16 protein-coding genes are annotated in these 17,460 nt (G+C 53.7%); 8 read left to right on the top strand and 8 right to left on the bottom strand.

Annotated features, from left to right (window positions below; translation table 11 throughout):
- Nucleotide 1 precedes the first annotated feature (1 nt).
- Complete coding sequence (gene cysE, locus OGY72_RS21855) at nt 2-823, top strand: serine O-acetyltransferase (RefSeq protein ID WP_003024160.1); 822 nt, start codon at nt 2-4, stop codon at nt 821-823.
- Nucleotides 824-1,004: 181 nt separating this feature from the next.
- Here cysE and trmL read toward each other — a convergent pair whose 3' ends face one another.
- The 5 genes from trmL to OGY72_RS21830 all read right to left on the bottom strand — a co-directional run bounded on the left by trmL (nt 1,005) and on the right by OGY72_RS21830 (nt 5,759).
- The gene (gene trmL / locus OGY72_RS21850; RefSeq protein ID WP_032945354.1) at nt 1,005-1,478 is read right to left on the bottom strand and encodes a tRNA (uridine(34)/cytosine(34)/5-carboxymethylaminomethyluridine(34)-2'-O)-methyltransferase TrmL; all 474 of its coding nucleotides are present in this window, start codon (nt 1,476-1,478) and stop codon (nt 1,005-1,007) included.
- Between the two features lie 40 nt (nt 1,479-1,518).
- Complete coding sequence (gene lldD / locus OGY72_RS21845; protein WP_286549439.1) at nt 1,519-2,709, bottom strand: FMN-dependent L-lactate dehydrogenase LldD; 1,191 nt, start codon at nt 2,707-2,709, stop codon at nt 1,519-1,521.
- Complete coding sequence (gene lldR, locus OGY72_RS21840) at nt 2,706-3,482, bottom strand: transcriptional regulator LldR (protein WP_003827331.1); 777 nt, start codon at nt 3,480-3,482, stop codon at nt 2,706-2,708. The genes lldD and lldR overlap by 4 nt, the downstream gene beginning before the upstream one ends.
- The gene (gene lldP / locus OGY72_RS21835) at nt 3,479-5,134 is read right to left on the bottom strand and encodes an L-lactate permease (protein ID WP_003827332.1); all 1,656 of its coding nucleotides are present in this window, start codon (nt 5,132-5,134) and stop codon (nt 3,479-3,481) included. The genes lldR and lldP overlap by 4 nt, the downstream gene beginning before the upstream one ends.
- 262 nt (nt 5,135-5,396) lie before the next feature.
- Complete coding sequence (locus OGY72_RS21830) at nt 5,397-5,759, bottom strand: YibL family ribosome-associated protein (RefSeq protein ID WP_003827333.1); 363 nt, start codon at nt 5,757-5,759, stop codon at nt 5,397-5,399.
- Between the two features lie 292 nt (nt 5,760-6,051).
- On the opposite strand from OGY72_RS21830, the gene OGY72_RS21825 reads away from it, so the two are divergent.
- Nucleotides 6,052-6,258, top strand: coding sequence for a hypothetical protein (locus OGY72_RS21825; RefSeq protein WP_003827334.1), 207 nt, complete (start codon nt 6,052-6,054; stop codon nt 6,256-6,258).
- Nucleotides 6,259-6,270: 12 nt separating this feature from the next.
- Here the strand turns inward: OGY72_RS21825 and mtlR are convergent, their stop codons facing one another.
- The 3 genes from mtlR to mtlA form a co-directional block, all read right to left on the bottom strand.
- Nucleotides 6,271-6,858 (bottom strand): mannitol operon repressor MtlR, encoded by a 588-nt coding sequence (gene mtlR, locus OGY72_RS21820; protein WP_003024179.1) that lies wholly within the window; start codon nt 6,856-6,858, stop codon nt 6,271-6,273.
- Nucleotides 6,858-8,006 (bottom strand): mannitol-1-phosphate 5-dehydrogenase, encoded by a 1,149-nt coding sequence (gene mtlD, locus OGY72_RS21815; RefSeq protein ID WP_003827336.1) that lies wholly within the window; start codon nt 8,004-8,006, stop codon nt 6,858-6,860. The genes mtlR and mtlD overlap by 1 nt, the downstream gene beginning before the upstream one ends.
- 128 nt (nt 8,007-8,134) lie before the next feature.
- Entirely contained in the window at nt 8,135-10,048 is a 1,914-nt protein-coding gene (mtlA, locus tag OGY72_RS21810) for a PTS mannitol transporter subunit IICBA (protein WP_286549430.1), read from the bottom strand.
- A gap of 530 nt (nt 10,049-10,578) precedes the next feature.
- On the opposite strand from mtlA, the gene OGY72_RS21805 reads away from it, so the two are divergent.
- The 6 genes from OGY72_RS21805 to yiaY all read left to right on the top strand — a co-directional run bounded on the left by OGY72_RS21805 (nt 10,579) and on the right by yiaY (nt 17,457).
- Nucleotides 10,579-10,941: a DUF3302 domain-containing protein gene (locus tag OGY72_RS21805; RefSeq protein WP_003827338.1), complete on the top strand. Its 363-nt coding sequence runs from the start codon at nt 10,579-10,581 to the stop codon at nt 10,939-10,941.
- A 2-nt stretch (nt 10,942-10,943) separates the two neighbouring features.
- Entirely contained in the window at nt 10,944-12,080 is a 1,137-nt protein-coding gene (locus OGY72_RS21800) for an HlyD family secretion protein (protein ID WP_191228018.1), read from the top strand.
- A 97-nt stretch (nt 12,081-12,177) separates the two neighbouring features.
- Nucleotides 12,178-12,786 (top strand): glutathione S-transferase, encoded by a 609-nt coding sequence (locus OGY72_RS21795; protein ID WP_003827340.1) that lies wholly within the window; start codon nt 12,178-12,180, stop codon nt 12,784-12,786.
- 98 nt (nt 12,787-12,884) lie between these two features.
- Entirely contained in the window at nt 12,885-14,276 is a 1,392-nt protein-coding gene (selA, locus tag OGY72_RS21790) for an L-seryl-tRNA(Sec) selenium transferase (protein ID WP_286549419.1), read from the top strand.
- Nucleotides 14,273-16,117 (top strand): selenocysteine-specific translation elongation factor, encoded by a 1,845-nt coding sequence (selB, locus tag OGY72_RS21785; RefSeq protein ID WP_126317234.1) that lies wholly within the window; start codon nt 14,273-14,275, stop codon nt 16,115-16,117. Before selA ends, selB begins: the two co-directional genes overlap by 4 nt.
- Before the next feature lie 188 nt (nt 16,118-16,305).
- Nucleotides 16,306-17,457 carry an L-threonine dehydrogenase gene (yiaY, locus tag OGY72_RS21780; RefSeq protein WP_003827343.1) on the top strand — a complete coding sequence of 384 codons (1,152 nt, stop codon included), beginning with the start codon at nt 16,306-16,308 and terminating at the stop codon, nt 17,455-17,457.
- The last annotated feature ends 3 nt before the right edge of the window (nt 17,458-17,460 follow it).

Here is a 17,460-nt window from a genome sequence, read left to right as displayed (position 1 = left end):
AATGCCGTGTGAAGAACTGGATATCGTCTGGAAAAACATTAAAGCGGAAGCCCGGGCACTGGCGGAATGTGAGCCAATGCTGGCCAGTTTTTACCACGCAACGCTGCTCAAGCATGAAAATCTCGGCAGTGCGCTAAGCTATATGCTGGCGAATAAACTCGCTTCTCCAATCATGCCCGCCATTGCGATTCGCGAAGTCGTAGAAGAGGCCTACGCGGCCGATCCTGAAATGATTGCCTCAGCGGCCTGCGATATTCAGGCAGTACGCACGCGTGACCCGGCTGTCGATAAATATTCCACTCCACTGCTGTATCTGAAGGGCTTTCATGCGCTTCAGGCCTACCGTATCGGTCACTGGCTGTGGCATCAGGGGCGTCAGGCGCTGGCGATATTCCTGCAAAATCAGGTGTCCGTTACCTTCCAGGTAGACATTCATCCGGCGGCAAAAATTGGTCGTGGGATTATGCTCGATCACGCCACCGGCATTGTGGTCGGTGAAACCGCGGTGATTGAAAATGACGTCTCTATTCTGCAATCCGTCACGCTGGGCGGGACCGGTAAAGCCGGCGGTGACCGCCACCCGAAAATTCGTGAAGGCGTGATGATCGGCGCGGGAGCAAAAATTCTCGGCAACATTGAAGTCGGGCGCGGCGCGAAGATTGGCGCAGGTTCGGTCGTGCTACAGCCCGTACCGCCGCATACCACCGCCGCAGGCGTACCGGCGCGCATCGTCGGCAAGCCTGACAGCGATAAACCGTCTATGGATATGGATCAGCATTTCAACGGGATACATCATACGTTCGAATACGGCGATGGAATCTGATTTCGAGCTATCATACTTGTCATCTTGAACCCGGGCTGTGCTCGCCATCCTCACGTACTACGTGTACGCGAAGGTCGGCAAGCGCAGTCCGTGTCCAACCTGACTGCTCCGATAACGCTCGAAAAATAATGGTAAATTCTTTCGTAGGTCGGATAAGGCGTCAGCCGCCATCCGACAAAAATCAACTACGCAATACCGCGCCGGGATAACCTAACTGGCGCCAGGCCTCATACACCACCACCGACACCGCATTCGACAGGTTCATGCTGCGACTGTCCGGCATCATCGGAATACGAATTTTTTGTTCAGCTGGCAGTGCGTCGAGGATGCTGGCTGGCAGACCGCGAGTTTCCGGGCCAAACATCAGATAATCCCCATCCTGATAGCTTACCGCGCTATGCGCTGGCGTACCTTTGGTGGTCAGGGCAAACAGACGTTGCGGATTTTCTGCGGCGACGAAGGCGGCGTAATCAGGGTGGCGTTGCACGGCGGCAAATTCATGGTAATCCAGCCCGGCGCGACGCAGGCGCTTGTCGTCCCAGGTAAAGCCCATTGGCTCAATAATATGCAGACGAAAGCCGGTGTTGGCGCAAAGACGGATAATATTGCCGGTATTTGGCGGGATTTCTGGTTCGAATAATACGATGTTTAGCATGCTGCCCCCTTAAGTACGGGGCAGCATAGCAAATTAACGTTTACGCCGCATTTCCACGTTTGGGCTGCATCGGGTAGTCAGCCACCTGTTTGCCCAGTTCTTGTACCAGTGAATCACGGCTGATTTCGCTAATCGATTTTGCACCGGTCAGGGTCATTGCCACCCTCATCTCTTTCTCGATCAGATTTAGCAGATTCGCCACCCCGGCCTGACCGTGGGTGGCCAGTGCGTACAGATAAGCACGTCCCAGCAGAACACTATCCGCGCCCAGCGCAATCATACGTACGACGTCCAGGCCGTTGCGGATCCCACTGTCTGCCAGAATGGTGATATCGCCTTTTACCGCATCGGCAATGGCGGGCAGCGCGCGAGCTGAAGACAGCACGCCGTCTAACTGGCGACCACCGTGGTTAGAGACAACAATACCATCCGCGCCAAAGCGTACAGCGTCTCGGGCATCTTCGGGATCGAGGATCCCTTTGATCACCATCGGACCATCCCAAAATTCGCGGATCCACTCGAGGTCTTTCCAGGAAATCGACGGGTCGAAGTTATTCGCCAGCCAGCCGATGTAATCCTCAAGACCGGTAGGTTTACCAAGATAAGTCGAGATATTACCTAAATCATGTGGGCGACCGTTCAGGCCAACGTCCCATGCCCACTGTGGATGGGTGACTGCCTGCCAGTAGCGGCGTAGTGCGGCATTTGGGCCGCTCATCCCGGAATGTGCGTCACGGTAGCGTGCGCCCGGGGTTGGCATATCGACGGTAAAGACCAGCGTGGAGCAACCCGCCGCTTTGGCGCGCTCCAGCGCGTTGCGCATAAAGCCGCGATCGCGCAGAACATATAGCTGAAACCACATCGGACGTTTGATGGTTGGGGCGACTTCTTCAATCGGACATACGGATACCGTGGAAAGCGTAAACGGAATGCCTTTGGCATCAGCGGCGGCGGCGGCCTGAACTTCGCCCCGGCGCGCGTACATGCCACACAGACCGGCAGGTGCAAGGGCCACTGGCATGGAGAGCGTTTCGTTGAACAGCTTTGTCTCCAGGCTCAGGTCGGACATATTCTTCAGCACGCGCTGGCGCAGCGCCACCTCCGACAGGTCTGCCACGTTACGGCGCAGAGTGTGCTCTGCATACGCCCCACCGTCTATATAGTGGAACAAGAAGGGGGGTAGGATGCGCTGGGCTGCGGCGCGATAGTCGCTGGCTGCTGAAATAATCATGCGTTGTTCTCCCTGCTATTCTCACCAGGGTCACCGGGCAGGCGGGTGATACGCGCCTGGCGGGCCTGATCTTCATCAAATCGTTTAATCGTAGTGTGGACAAAACTGAGGTGCGCCATCATTGCTTTACGCGCTCCGTCGGCATCTCCGGCAACAATCGCATCCAGGACGGCCTGATGCTGCGCCGTCAGTTGCGAAAATACGGGCGGCACAAGGTACATACGCTGGCGGCTCTGTTTCACCGAAGACTGCAATACGTCGAAGAAACCGCGCATGGTCTGTAACAGCACCACGTTGTGCGAGGCTTCCGCAATGGCGAGATGAAAGCGAACGTCTGCCTGCGAGGCGAGATCTGGATCTTCGCTTTGTGTGGCCTCGAAACAGAGTCTGATCTTCTCTTTGTCGGCAGCAGTGGCACGCATAGCTGCATGCCAGGCGGTGCTGGCTTCGATGGCGTGGCGGGCTTCCAGAATATCGAAACTGTAATCAGGATCGTCCGCCAGCAGGGTTTTCAGCGGCTGAACGATGTTTTGTTCAGACCATGCTTCATGCTGCCAGCGGATAAACGTCCCGCCGCCACGACGGCTAATCAACACACCTTCACTCACCAGCTTGGCTAACGCCTCGCGCAGCGAGTTGCGCGATACGCCGAGCTGTACGGCCAGTTGGCGCTCAGCGGGCAACTTCATGCCCGCCTCCAGCTGTTGTTCTTCAATCAGCGCCCGCACACGAGATGCGACTTCGTCTGACAGGCGTCTGGGCATCACTATCATGGAATCATCCAGGTTAAGACATAGGCCTGCAGCGTGGTAATCACACCCACCATACAGGTGAAAATCAGGCTGTGCTTCACGGTAAAGCGGAACAGATCAGACTCTTTCCCCACTAATCCCACTGCCGCACAGGCGATAGCGATAGATTGCGGAGAGATCATCTTGCCGGTCACGCCGCCGGTGGTATTTGCGGCCACCATCAGCACATCCGAAACGCCGATTTGCTGAGCGGCCGTGGCCTGCAGGGCGGCGAACAATGCGTTTGATGAGGTGTCGGACCCGGTCAGGAATACCCCCAGCCAGCCGAGGAATGGCGAGAAGAAGGTAAACGCGCTGCCGGTGTGCGCCAGGGCCAGTGCCAGGGTGGATGAAAGCCCAGAGTAGTTAGAGATAAACGCGAACGCCAGCACCATCCCGATGGAGTAGATAGGCAGCGCCAGATCTTTCAACGTGCTGCCAAAGGTCTGCAGCGCAGCAGATGGCTTCATCTTCAGCCAGACGATAGACAGCAGGGCGGCAAACAGTATTGCGGTACCGGTCGCGGAGAACCAGTCAAATTTGTACACCGCCGCGTAGGCCGTGGCTTCGTGTACGACCGGCGGCATACGGGCAACCAGCTTGTCGAGGAACGGAACCGGAATATTGACCACCCAGTGGTACATCGCGCCGCCGGGCGCAAACAGTGCTTTAAACGGCGGTATGCTCCACAGCGTGACGGTAGCGGTCAGGAACAGGAAAGGTGACCAGGCGCGTACCACCTGCCCAGCGGTGTAGCGGGTGCGCGACAGGTCCATATCGACCTGCGAAGCGCCCATATCGCCAAAACGGAAGATGCGTACCGGCTGCCAGCGTTTCAGGAACAGCGTCAGACACACCAGTGAGACCAGAGAAGAGATAATGTCCGGCAGTTCCGGCCCGATAAAGTTAGAGCTGAGGTACTGTGCGATAGCAAACGAGCCGCCAGCGACCATCACCGCAGGCCAGGTTTCTTTGACGCCGCGCCAGCCATCCATAATCGCCATAATCCAGAACAGCACGATAATGGTCAGGAACGGCAGCTGACGCCCTACCATCTGGCCAATCTCGAAGCTGTCCAGTCCGGTAACCTGACCGGCAACCAGAATCGGAATGCCCATTGCGCCAAAAGCGACCGGCGCGGTATTTACGATCAGGCACAAACCTGCCGCATACAGCGGGTTAAAGCCAAGACCAACCAGCAGTGCGGCGGTAATCGCTACCGGAGCGCCAAAGCCTGCCGCTCCTTCGAGGAATGCCCCAAAGGAGAAACCAACAATCAGCATTTGCAGACGCTGGTCTGGGGTAATCGAGAGTATCGAGGAGCGGATAATGTCGAACTGCCCGGTCTTCACCGAGATTTTATAGACGAATACCGCGGCGATAATGATCCAGGCAATCGGCCACAGACCATAGAAGAAACCGTACACTACGGATGCCAGAGCGTGATCGACCGGCATTTTGTAAAACAGCAGGGCGACCGACAAAGCGATCACCACCGTCCATGACGCCGCAACATAGCCTTTGAGCTTGAGCTTAATCAGGGCGAAGAAAAAGAACAGGATAGGGAGCGATGCGATCAGACTGGAAAGCCAGATGTTACCGGCCGGGTCGTAGTTCTGTTGCCAGAGATTCATTGCAGGTCTCCTGGGGGCCGCCGACATAATGGAATGAGTCTGTGCTCATCTCCAGGTCACATTATGTGTAAAAGTGGCCCTGCCAATATTGTTGTGTAGGGGTAATGACAATGAATGGTTAATCAAATGTTATTTATTGGCAACGGTATTGTACGCACATTTTAATGAAATGTGAGGTGCTGGTAGGATCTGGTTAAAATTGGTAGGGCCAATTGCGAGGGGAAATGAAGGACCGGGCAAGCGGATGTTGCCCGGTGGGAGATTAGAACTCGCTCTTCGCGAAGCCCGTCATCTCTTTCAGGCCCATTTCACGGCCAAGCTCGGTCATCGGGTGGACGACGATCAGGCCGCGCACGCTCTTCTTCAGTTTGCCCATGTCAGCCTGCTCTTTTTTGGTGATGGCCCGACGGAACGGAAGTTTTGTCAGCTTTTGCGCTTCTTTGCTCAGCTTCTGGCTGTGAACTTCACGCAGGCGTGCGATCTCGGCTTCCAGAGTTTCTTTCTCTTTTTCCAGCTCGGCGTATTTGTCGGCGGCTTCAACCAGGGACAGGTCTGCCTGCTGGTGGCGAATAGCGTCCAGACGATCGCTCAGGCGTTTAATTTCGTTTTTTTCGACTTCTTTCATAGGATAGCTTCTGATAAAAATAGGATGAATATCCTATAGTATGCGCGCAGAGCGGGATTATTCACAACTGCTCGAAGATAAATAATCAAATACCGTAAGTATTAATTAGCTAATGATAATGTTACTGCATTGATTAACAAGGAATTTTAAGCGATAAGATCGGCCGTGGTGCTTTTTATTGGCATGTTCGTGGTGAAGCACGTTTTCCTCAATATAAACACCCAACTGATCCTAAACTTAAATGATCAACCGCACAGGCTGAGCGCGGTTAATACATGGAGGAGGGAAGATTATGGCGAAAATAGGTGAGAACGTTTCGGTCCTGATTGATAAAACTGTCGATTTTATGGCTTCAAGCCAGGCTTTTCGCGAATATTTGAATAAAACACCGCCGCGCAACGTTGTCCCTTCAGAAATACCGCAGGAAAACGCGCAGCTGTATCTGCAACGTCTGGCGTACTATCGGCAGCTGTATCGACCGCAGCAGGAAGAGAAATAAGCAAACATCGTCTTATTTTTGAAAGGCTTTTTTTAAGCTGATTTTAGAAATCAGCTCGGTCAGGGAAAGGACCATGGTGGATCGTACCATCTGCTGGTAACGCTGGATCTGCATGGCATGCAAACCAGAGTCTGAGGTATCAAACTGGGGTGGCGGCGGGAGTGCCGTCACGCAGTGAAGTTCACCAAACGGTCCAAGAATTTCGTCGTCGGTGAATGCGTATTCGTTGCCGTCGTGATTCAGCTCCTCCCGCAGCGCCATCAGGAGCTCCGCATCTTCGTACTCCGGGCGACTGAGTACGCCCAGGCCGTAGATTAACTTCAGACGAACAGAAAGATCGCCCAACGGACCATCGCCGTCGAGCAGCGGTTCTACGGCGTATTTCACCGCATAGTCGTCTTTGCGAAATACCTGAAGCACAAGTATATTTACCGCCTCGGTGAGCAGTTCTACGGCGGTGATGAGGAAGCTGCGTACGGTTTTGCCAGCATTCAGACGCTCAAGCACACGATTTTCAAAGGCCTGCGTTTGTTCCATTATTGCCTGCATATCTGACAATCTATTATTCAGGCGCAGGATATCCTGCGCCAGGTCCTGCATCATTTCTTTGCGTTATACGCGTTAACAGCCTCAAGCACGACATCACTGTTGGCATCCAGCCCGGAAACTTGCGCCAGCGCGGCCTGTGGACCTTTTTCGTCAATCAGTGCGGCCAGTTCCTGTGCCTGCGGATCTTCTTCGCTGCGATAGTGCATCGCTGCCGCAATACCGGTAACCAGATTCGCATGCGGCAAACCATATTCCAGCGTACCCAGCAGTGGTTTAATCAGACGATCGCCTGCGCTAAGTTTACGCAGCGGCTGACGACCCACACGCTCAACGTCATCTTTCAGATACGGGTTTTCAAAACGGCCGAGGATTTTCTGAATGTATGCCGCATGTTTTGCTGCATCAAAGCCATAGCGTTTGATCAGTACCGCGCCGCTCTCTTCCATCGCACCTTTTACCACTGCGCGGATTTTCTCGTCGAGAATCGCGTCACGGATAGTCTGATGACCGGTCAATTTTCCGAGGTACGCGGTTATAGCATGCCCGGTGTTCAGCGTGAAGAGTTTACGTTCGACAAATGCCATCAGGTTATCAGTTAATTCCATTCCTGGGATATTTGGCAGTTCACCTTTGAACTGTGTTTTGTCGACAATCCACTCACTGAAGGTTTCTACGGTAACTTCCAGCGGATCGTTGGTTGCTGAAGCCGAAGGCGGAACAATGCGGTCCACGGCAGAATCGACAAAGCCAACATGTTCTTCAACCCAGGCTTTATCTTCATCTGCTAACGCGTTCATTACATGGCCTTTCAACTGAGTCGTTCCGCGCACCATGTTTTCACAAGCGATGATATTTAGTGGAGTAGTGATTCTCTGCGCCTTGCGTTTAACCAGCCCTTTGGCGATGGCCGGAGCGATACGCTCAAGCACGACCGGACCGACGGCGGTAGTGACTAAATCTACGTGGGCAATCAGTTCAACAACATCATCGCCGATGCTGCTCACGGCGTTGACACCGGAGACGGTATCAACCTGCTCGTTTTCACCCACGACATGAACCTGATAGCTATGACGGGCATTCAGGGCATCGAGCACGACCTGATTTACATCCGCGAACGTCAGCTGTATCCCCGCGTCCGCCAGCAGTTTGCCGATAAAGCCACGACCGATATTACCTGCGCCAAAATGTAATGCTTTCATAGTATTAACCTTCATTAATGTTTTTACCCAAGAGGGCTGGGGTGAGGCTTTTCCCTCAACCTAACCCTCTCCACAAGGGAGAGGATTTTGTAGGCCCGGTAAGCGTGAGCGCCACCGGGCAATAACGCTTACTTACGACCTGCAAGCAGTTCCAGAACTTCATCCACGCTGGTGGTATGGGCCAGACGTTCGATCACGGATTCATCATCCAGAGCGTTGGTCAGGCTGGTAATCACCTGGATGTGCTCGTTGTTACGCGCTGCGATGCCAATCACCAGGCGGGCAATATCGTCTTCTTCTTCACCGAAGCGAACGCCTTCCGGGTACTGGCAGAACACCACACCGGTTTTCAGCACGCGGTCTTTGGCTTCAACCGTACCGTGCGGTACTGCGATGGACTCACCCAGGTAAGTCGGGGTCAGTTTTTCACGGTCCAGCATCGCCTCAACGTATTCTGGCTCAACGTAACCGCCTTTCACCAGTTGCTCACCAGCAAAGCGAATCGCTTCTTCTTTGTTAGCCGCTTTACGGCCAAGGAAGATGTTCTCCGCACCCAGTTTGAACAGGTGGGTATCACCCTCTTCAAAGCTGTCTTTCAGGTGGTCGCGAACTTTCTCCTCGCTCACGTTGTGGCGCTGCGCAGCGACCAGACGTTCGGTCAGGTTGGAGTACAGGCCACTGTCGAGGAAGTTGGTCAGCGAAATGTGCTGTGCCTGAGGCACCTGGCGCATCGCGCGTTCAGTCAGGTCACGGTGGGTAATGACCAGATCCACATCCGGCGGCAGATTGTTAATCGCGCTGTTAGTGACGGAAATCTGAGACAGCCCCGCATCCTGCACTTTCTTACGCAGTACGCCCGCACCCATGGCGCTGGAACCCATACCAGCATCGCAGGCAACGATGATTTTACGCACATGGCTCAGGTCGTTGGTTACATCGCCAGCCGCCAGCGGAGATGCGCCTTTGGATTCCGCTTTCATGTCGTGCATACGACGGGTTGCGGCATCAATGTCATCATCTTCTTTCACTTTGCTGGTTTTCAGCAGAATGGCTGAGACCACAAAAGAGACTGCCATAGCCGCGCAGATAGCAGCGATGTTAGCGAAGTAAGCACCCTTCGGCGTCATTGCCAGCACGGCCAGGATAGAACCCGGAGACGCCGGAGAAACCAGACCGCCGTTCAGGATAGTCAGGGTAAATACGCCAGTCATACCGCCGAGAATAACGGCCAGGATCAGGCGCGGGTTCATCAGCACGTACGGGAAGTAAATTTCGTGGATACCACCCAGGAAGTGGATGATAGCCGCGCCGCCTGCAGACTGCTTAGCGCTGCCGCGACCGAAGAACATGTACGCCAGCAGGACGCCCATACCCGGACCCGGGTTAGCTTCAATCAGGAAGAAGATGGATTTGCCCATCTCATGGGACTGCTGAATACCCAGCGGTGAGAAAATACCGTGGTTAATGGCGTTGTTGAGGAACAGGATTTTCGCCGGTTCAACGAAGATAGATGCCAGCGGTAGCATGTCATGGACAACCATGAAGTTAACGCCTGCCGCCAGAATTTTTGACAGCGCTTCAACCAATGGGCCAATGCCAAGGAATGCCAGAATGGCGAGGATCATACCGATGATGCCAGCGGAGAAGTTATTCACCAGCATCTCAAAACCGGATTTGATCTTACCGTCTACCCAGTTGTCGAAATGTTTGATAGCCCAGCCGCCCAGCGGACCTGCGATCATCGCGCCGAGGAACATTGGCATATCTGCACCGACGATAACGCCCATGGTGGTGATAGCGCCAACCACGCCGCCACGCTCGCCGCCAACCAGCTTACCACCGGTATAACCGATCAGCAGCGGCAGCAGATAGGTGATCATCGGGCCGACTAGCTTCGCCAGCGTTTCGTTCGGCAACCACCCTGTCGGAATGAATAATGCGGTGATAATACCCCACGCGATAAACGCGCCGATATTTGGCATCACCATGTTGCTGAGGAATCGACCAAAGCTTTGCACCTTGATCTTAATATCGGATGACATAAAAACACCCCTTCTTATGTTTGCTATCGCGCAGGCTGAAAGCCCGAGGTTTGTTAATGTAGCGGCAGGAGGTAGCCGGACCCTGTAGATACTGCGAAATCTGGCACTGAATCGTTCAACTGTCCAGTCGACGGCCTTTTATGTGACATTCGTCACGTAAATATAGGGTGTATGGCGTTAGTTAATGTGATTTGCATCACAAATTAACGGTACAAAAAAACATCACAGGGTTAGATTTAATGAAAAATGGGGATTAAATGTGAACTAATTCACATTTTTGGTTTTGCTGTTTGTTGAATCTTTGTGATGTGGATCGCAAAGTATTTTCATCTGGATTTGAGCAGATGTGATCTGCGGCAGATTCTACTCCTGACATTTTTATTGCAAAACAAAGCAACTTCTCGCCAGAAAAAATATTTTTTTTGTGATATGGCGAAAACCCCTAACTGCAGTTATGTTCAAAACATCAGCCAGGGTGCATACGGCTGCCGGCATAAAAAAACTCTAATTAGCGTGAATTCGAGGCAGGTATGTTTCTAAATTATTTCGCACTGGGCGTGCTGATCTTCGTTTTTCTGGTTCTGTTTTACGGAATCATCGCCATTCATGATATTCCCTATAACATGGCTAAAAAACGTAACCATCCCCATGCCGATGCCATCCATACTGCAGGATGGGTGAGCTTGTTCACTCTTCATGTTATTTGGCCGTTCCTGTGGATCTGGGCCACGCTCTACCAGCCTGAAAAGGGATGGGGAATGCAGTCACACATCACACCGACCGGAAAGGAGTCAGACCCTGAGATTGCCGCGCTGGCAGCGCGAATCACCCAGTTGGAAAAAAGACTGGATGGGGAGAAAAAAACCGATAACTCCACCTTTCCGGAGATTTAATCATGGATTTGTTGATAGTCCTGACCTATGTGGCCTTTGCCTGGGCCATCTTTAAAATATTCCGTATTCCGGTAAACCAATGGACGCTTGCTACCGCTGCATTAGGTGGGGTGTTCATTGTTGCGGGATTGATTTTATTAATGAACTATAACCACCCGTATACCTTTACGGCGCAAAAAGCGGTTATTTCAATTCCGGTCACTCCGCAAGTCACAGGAATTGTTAGTGAGGTAACGGATAAGAATAATCAGCTCATTAAAAAAGGCGATGTGCTGTTTAAGCTCGATCCGGTACGTTATCAGGCGCGTGTAGACAGACTGCAGGCCGACCTGGTAACCGCGACGCATAATATCGACAACCTAAAAGCGCAACTGTCGGAAGCGGTCGCTAATACCACTCGCGTATCTGCGGAACGTGACCGCCTGTATAAAGATTATCAACGCTATTTGAAGGGCAGCCAGGCGAAGGTTAACCCGTTCTCTGAAAGCGATATCGACAACGCCCGGCAAAACTATCTGGCACAGGATGCGTTGGTCAAAGGCTCGGTTGCAGAACAGACGCAGATTCAGAGCCAATTAGACAGTATGGTCAACGGTGAACAATCTCAGGTTGCGTCCCTGCGTGCCCAGCTTGCCGAAGCCAAATACAACCTTGAACAGACGGTGGTTCGTGCGCCCAGCAACGGTTATGCCACGCAGATTTTAATTCGCCCGGGAACCTATGCCGCGGCATTACCTTTGCGCCCGGTCATGGTGTTTATTCCTGAACAAAAACGGCAAATCGTGGCGCAATTCCGCCAGAACTCGCTGCTGCGCCTTAAACCAGGCGATGAAGCGGAAGTGGTGTTTAATGCACTGCCTGGTCAGGTTTTCTCCGGTAAGTTGACCTCCATTCTTCCGGTTGTGCCGGGCGGTTCTTATCAGGCGCAGGGGGCATTACAGTCCTTAACGGTGGTGCCGGGTACCGATGGTGTGCTGGCCACAATTGAGCTGGATCCGAATGCCGATGTGGATGCGCTGCCGGACGGTATCTATGCCCAGGTCGCAGTCTATTCCGACCATTTCGCTCACGTGTCGGTAATGCGTAAAGTTCTGCTGCGCATGACCAGTTGGATGCATTACCTTTATTTGGATCATTGAGACTGCCATCACCTGCCATTTTCAGTGACCTGAGCCATACTAAGCGGTGCCCCACAATCGTTGGGCAGCGCTTTTTAGTTGGCAAAAAGGACCCGGCATGAAACTCATTGGCAGCTATACCAGCCCTTTTGTGCGTAAAATTTCGATTCTGTTACTGGAAAAGGGCATTACCTTCGAATTTGTGAATGAACTCCCCTACAACGCGGATAGCGGCGTGGCGCGCTATAACCCGTTAGGCAAAGTACCTGCGTTGGTCACCGATGAGGGCGAGTACTGGTTTGACTCTCCTGTCATCGCGGAATATATAGAGCTACTGGATATTGCACCAGCCATGCTGCCGCGTGATCCGCTGGCTGCGCTGAAGGTACGCCAGTTGGAAGCATTGGCAGACGGTATTATGGATGCCGGTTTAGTTTCGGTGCGCGAACAGGCTCGCCCTGCAGCGCAGCAGTCAGAAACTGAATTGTTACGTCAGCGTGAGAAGATCACCCGTAGTCTGGATGTGCTGGAAGGCTATCTGGCGGACGGTACACTGAAAACGGATACGGTTAACCTGGCAACCATTGCGATTGCCTGCGCCGTCGGTTATCTCAATTTCCGTCGGGTCGCACCTGGCTGGTGTGTGGACCGTCCGCGTCTCGTCAAACTGGTGGAAACACTCTTTCAACGCGAAAGTTTTGCCCGTACAGAACCGCCAAAGGCTTGATGCGTATTATGTCCGCCTGAGCAAAGTCACGGTACAATCCTTCCTATATCGATATCCCTCTCTACGGTGGAGAGGGTCACCAACAGCCAGGCCCTTTCATGACAAGCGACTTGCGTTCACTCTACAGCCAGCTTCCTGCTATCGATCGTTTATTGCGCGATAGCGCCTTCCCAGCCTTACGTGAATCTCACGGTCATACCCGGGTGGTTGACCTGCTGCGTCACATGCTCGACGAAGCCAGAGAAGCTATTCGCGACACGCATGCGCTCCCGGCATGGTGTGAAGACTGGGCGCAAGAAGCCAGTGCCCGGCTGGAACGAGAATCACAAAGCGCACTGCGTCCAGTGATTAACCTGACCGGAACGGTGCTGCACACCAACCTTGGTCGCGCGTCGCAGGCCGAAGAAGCAATTGAGGCGGTGGTACAGGCGATGCGCACGCCGGTGACGCTGGAATACAGTCTGGATGATGCCGGTCGGGGACATCGGGATCGGGCCCTGGCGGATTTACTCTGCCGTCTGACGGGGGCGGAAGACGCCTGTATCGTCAATAACAATGCGGCAGCTGTTCTGCTTATGCTGGCTGCCACGGCGAACGGCAAAGAGGTGGTTGTGTCTCGCGGCGAGCTGGTGGAAATAGGCGGCGCGTTTCGTATTCCGGACGTTATGTGTCAGGCCGGATGCCTTCTACGCGAGGTGGGGACCACCAACCGGACGCATGCGAAAGATTACCGCCAGGCGGTGAATGAAAATACCGCTCTGCTGATGAAAGTGCATACCAGTAATTACAGCATTGAAGGCTTCACAAAGTCGGTGGATGAGGCGGAGCTGGCCGTCATTGGCCAGGAGCTGGATGTTCCGGTGGTGGCGGATTTGGGCAGCGGTTCGCTGGTCGATCTCAGCCAGTATGGCTTGCCGCAGGAGCCGATGCCGCAGCAACTGATTGCTGCTGGCGTCAGTCTGGTGAGTTTCTCCGGCGATAAACTGCTGGGCGGGCCGCAGGCCGGGATAATTGTCGGTAAAAAAGAGATGATCGCTCGTTTGCAGAGCCATCCGCTGAAACGCGCATTACGGGCAGATAAAATGACGCTGGCTGCTCTGGAAGCGACGCTACGGCTCTACCTGCACCCTGAAGCACTGGCGGCGAAGTTGCCGACGTTGCGCCAGCTCACCCGCTCACAAGAGGCAATCCACGCGCAGGCACAGCAATTACAGGCACAGCTTGCAGAACATTACGGTGATGAGTTCGCCCTGAATGTGATGCCTTGCCTGTCGCAGATTGGCAGCGGCTCACTACCTGTTGATAGGCTGCCCAGCGCGGCGCTAACCTTTACCCCACATGACGGGCGCGGGAGCCGCCTCGAAGCGTTGGCAGCCCGTTGGCGTACGCTGCCCGTGCCGATTATTGGGCGAATTTATGATGGCCGCTTATGGCTGGATCTGCGCTGCCTTGAAGACGAGACCCGGTTTATGGAGATGATGCTGAAATGATTATTGCAACCGCCGGACACGTTGACCACGGAAAAACAACGTTATTACAGGCGATTACTGGCGTAAATGCCGACCGTCTGCCGGAAGAAAAAAAGCGCGGCATGACCATCGATCTCGGTTATGCCTACTGGCCGCAGCCGGACGGGCGGGTGCTGGGGTTTATCGACGTTCCTGGACACGAAAAGTTTCTGTCCAACATGTTGGCGGGGGTCGGCGGCATCGATCACGCGTTGCTGGTGGTGGCGTGTGATGATGGCGTAATGGCGCAAACCCGTGAGCATTTGCAAATTCTGCAGCTGACGGGCAATCCGCAGATCACCGTGGCGCTCACGAAAGCCGACCGCGTAGACGAAGCAAGAATTGAAGAGGTGCGTGCGGAGATTCAGGCCACGCTGGGGAATTATGGTTTCGCGGAGTCGGTGCTTTTCGTCACTGCGGCCAGTGAAGGCCGTGGCATCGAGGAACTGCGTGACCATTTGTTGCAATTAACGTCGCGCGAGCATGCCCGCGATCACAGCTTCCGCCTGGCGATTGACCGCGCCTTTACGGTCAAAGGCGCAGGGCTGGTGGTGACCGGGACGGCGCTCAGCGGTGAAGTGAATGTCGGTGACACGCTGTGGCTCACGGGCGTCAACAAACCGATGCGCGTACGTAGCCTGCATGCACAAAATCAGGCCACCGACCGCGCGCAAGCGGGACAACGTATTGCGCTGAATATTGCCGGCGATGCGCAAAAAGAAGAACTAAACCGTGGCGACTGGCTGCTTTCCGATGCGCCGCCAGAGGCTTTTACCCGCGTGATTGTTTCTTTAGAACATGCCGCGCCGCTGATGCAGTGGCAACCGCTGCATATTCACCACGCGGCTAGCCATGTTACCGGGCGTATCTCGCTGCTTGAAGGGACACTGGCGGAACTGGTGTTTGATACACCACTCTGGCTCGCCGATAACGACCGTCTGGTGCTGCGCGATATTTCTGCCCGTACGACGCTGGCTGGCGCGCGCGTGGTCACGCTCAATCCGCCGCGTCGCGGAAAACGTAAGCCGGAGTATTTGCAGTGGCTGTCGGCGCTGGAAAACGCGCAGACTGACGGTGACGCTCTGGCGCTGCACCTGACGCGTGGGGCGGTGAATATTCCTGACTTTGCCTGGGCGCGTCAGCTCAATGGCAACGGTATGCGTCCGTTGATTGAGCAACATGGATTTATTCAGGCGGGATACAGCCTGTTGAATGCCCCCGTTGCCGCGCGCTGGCAGCGGAAAGTTCTCGATACGCTGGCGACCTACCATGAGCAGCACCGTGATGAACCAGGGCCCGGGCGCGAGCGCCTGCGCCGTATGGCTTTGCCGATGGAAGACGAAGCGCTGGTCTTGCTGCTGATTGAAAAGATGCGCGAGAGTGGCGCCATCCATAGCCATCATGGCTGGTTGCATTTGCCGGAACATAAGGCGGGTTTCAGCGATGAGCAGTTGGCACTCTGGCAAAAAGTAGAACCGCTTTTTGGCGATGAGCCGTGGTGGGTGCGCGATTTGGCAAAACAGACGGGCACGGATGAGCAGATGATGCGTGTGTCATTACGTCAGGCGGCGCAGCAAGGCATCATCACCGCGATCGTGAAAGATCGTTATTACCGTAACGATCGGATTGTGGCCTTTGCCAATATGATCCGCGAACTGGATCAGGAACGGGGATCGACCTGTGCAGCCGATTTTCGCGACAGACTTAACGTCGGGCGCAAATTGGCTATTCAGATTCTGGAATATTTTGACCGCATTGGTTTTACTCGTCGTCGGGGAAATGATCATTTATTACGCGATGCATTGCTGTTCCCTGAAAAATAATGAAACAATTAATTCATGGATTAAATGAATTAATACAAAATAGATGTTGATTGAAATAAGCACATTAGATTATGAACCTAATGTGCTTTTTAATTGTGAGTGTTATTAAAATAACAACCACGATCATATTTTGTTGGAAATTTCACTCGTATGCTTCCTACCTCTTTTGAGTAGTTAAGGATCGTACAATGGCTGCTTCAACATTTTTTATTCCTTCTGTGAATGTAATTGGCGCTGGTTCATTAAAAGATGCAATGAATACAATGGCGGAATATGGTTTTCGCCGTACGCTGATTGTCACGGACGCCATGCTGGCGAAATTAGGTATGGCGAGTGAAATTCAAAAAGCGCTGCAGGAACGTGATATTTTCAGCGTAATTTATGATGGTACGCATCCTAACCCTACGACCAGTAACGTTGCTGCTGGCCTGAAAATGCTGAAAGAAAATGACTGTGATAGTGTTATTTCTCTCGGCGGCGGTTCCCCGCACGATTGTGCGAAGGGGATTGCGCTGGTGGCGGCTAACGGCGGCGATATTAGTGATTACGAAGGCGTTGACCGCTCTGCAAAACCGCAACTGCCGATGATTGCCATCAACACCACGGCGGGTACGGCATCTGAAATGACCCGCTTCTGCATCATTACCGATGAAGTACGCCACATTAAAATGGCGATTGTGGATAAGCATGTTACGCCGCTGCTGTCCGTCAATGACTCCTCGCTGATGGTCGGTATGCCGAAGTCTCTGACGGCGGCTACCGGTATGGATGCGCTGACTCACGCTATTGAAGCCTATGTTTCTATTGCCGCGACCCCTATTACCGATGCGTGCGCGCTTAAAGCCGTCACCATGATTGCGGAAAACCTGCCGGTCGCCGTGGAAGAGGGCAGCAATGCTCAGGCGCGCGAAGCCATGGCCTATGCGCAGTTCCTCGCAGGTATGGCCTTTAACAATGCCTCTCTGGGATACGTGCATGCGATGGCGCACCAGCTGGGTGGCTTCTACGATTTGCCACACGGAGTATGTAATGCCGTACTGCTGCCGCATGTACAGGTATTTAATAGCAAAGTGGCTGCCGCCCGCCTGCGCGATTGCGCCTCGGCAATGGGTGTGAACGTTGCTGGTCTGAGCGAAGAGCAAGGGGCAGAAGCCTGCATCGCGGCGATCCGCGAACTGGCGCAGAAAGTGAACATTCCAGCCGGGTTGCGTGAGCTGAACGTGAAAGAAGAAGATTTTGCCGTTCTGGCGACTAACGCCCTGAAAGATGCATGTGGTTTCACTAACCCGATTCAGGCGACACATGAAGAAATCATGGCGATTTATCGTGCTGCCATGTAATTC

It is taken from the genome of Citrobacter sp. Cpo221 (assembly GCF_030332345.1).
Taxonomy (GTDB): Bacteria; Pseudomonadota; Gammaproteobacteria; order Enterobacterales; family Enterobacteriaceae; genus Citrobacter; species Citrobacter portucalensis.
The sequence above is the reverse complement of the archived record's forward strand: the minus strand, read 5'-3'. Positions and strand labels throughout refer to the sequence as shown.

What these genes read in the sequence shown, in the direction of transcription:
- OGY72_RS21795 (WP_003827340.1), top strand. Translation starts at nt 12,178, where the DNA reads ATGAAACTCATTGGCAGCTATACCAGCCCTTTTGTGCGTAAAATTTCG.
- OGY72_RS21825 (WP_003827334.1), top strand. Translation starts at nt 6,052, where the DNA reads ATGGCGAAAATAGGTGAGAACGTTTCGGTCCTGATTGATAAAACTGTC.
- cysE (WP_003024160.1), top strand. Translation starts at nt 2, where the DNA reads ATGCCGTGTGAAGAACTGGATATCGTCTGGAAAAACATTAAAGCGGAA.
- OGY72_RS21830 (WP_003827333.1), bottom strand. Translation starts at nt 5,759, where the DNA reads ATGAAAGAAGTCGAAAAAAACGAAATTAAACGCCTGAGCGATCGTCTG.
- trmL (WP_032945354.1), bottom strand. Translation starts at nt 1,478, where the DNA reads ATGCTAAACATCGTATTATTCGAACCAGAAATCCCGCCAAATACCGGC.
- selB (WP_126317234.1), top strand. Translation starts at nt 14,273, where the DNA reads ATGATTATTGCAACCGCCGGACACGTTGACCACGGAAAAACAACGTTA.
- mtlA (WP_286549430.1), bottom strand. Translation starts at nt 10,048, where the DNA reads ATGTCATCCGATATTAAGATCAAGGTGCAAAGCTTTGGTCGATTCCTC.
- selA (WP_286549419.1), top strand. Translation starts at nt 12,885, where the DNA reads ATGACAAGCGACTTGCGTTCACTCTACAGCCAGCTTCCTGCTATCGAT.
- lldD (WP_286549439.1), bottom strand. Translation starts at nt 2,709, where the DNA reads ATGATTATTTCAGCAGCCAGCGACTATCGCGCCGCAGCCCAGCGCATC.
- OGY72_RS21805 (WP_003827338.1), top strand. Translation starts at nt 10,579, where the DNA reads ATGTTTCTAAATTATTTCGCACTGGGCGTGCTGATCTTCGTTTTTCTG.
- lldR (WP_003827331.1), bottom strand. Translation starts at nt 3,482, where the DNA reads ATGATAGTGATGCCCAGACGCCTGTCAGACGAAGTCGCATCTCGTGTG.
- OGY72_RS21800 (WP_191228018.1), top strand. Translation starts at nt 10,944, where the DNA reads ATGGATTTGTTGATAGTCCTGACCTATGTGGCCTTTGCCTGGGCCATC.
- yiaY (WP_003827343.1), top strand. Translation starts at nt 16,306, where the DNA reads ATGGCTGCTTCAACATTTTTTATTCCTTCTGTGAATGTAATTGGCGCT.
- lldP (WP_003827332.1), bottom strand. Translation starts at nt 5,134, where the DNA reads ATGAATCTCTGGCAACAGAACTACGACCCGGCCGGTAACATCTGGCTT.
- mtlD (WP_003827336.1), bottom strand. Translation starts at nt 8,006, where the DNA reads ATGAAAGCATTACATTTTGGCGCAGGTAATATCGGTCGTGGCTTTATC.
- mtlR (WP_003024179.1), bottom strand. Translation starts at nt 6,858, where the DNA reads ATGCAGGACCTGGCGCAGGATATCCTGCGCCTGAATAATAGATTGTCA.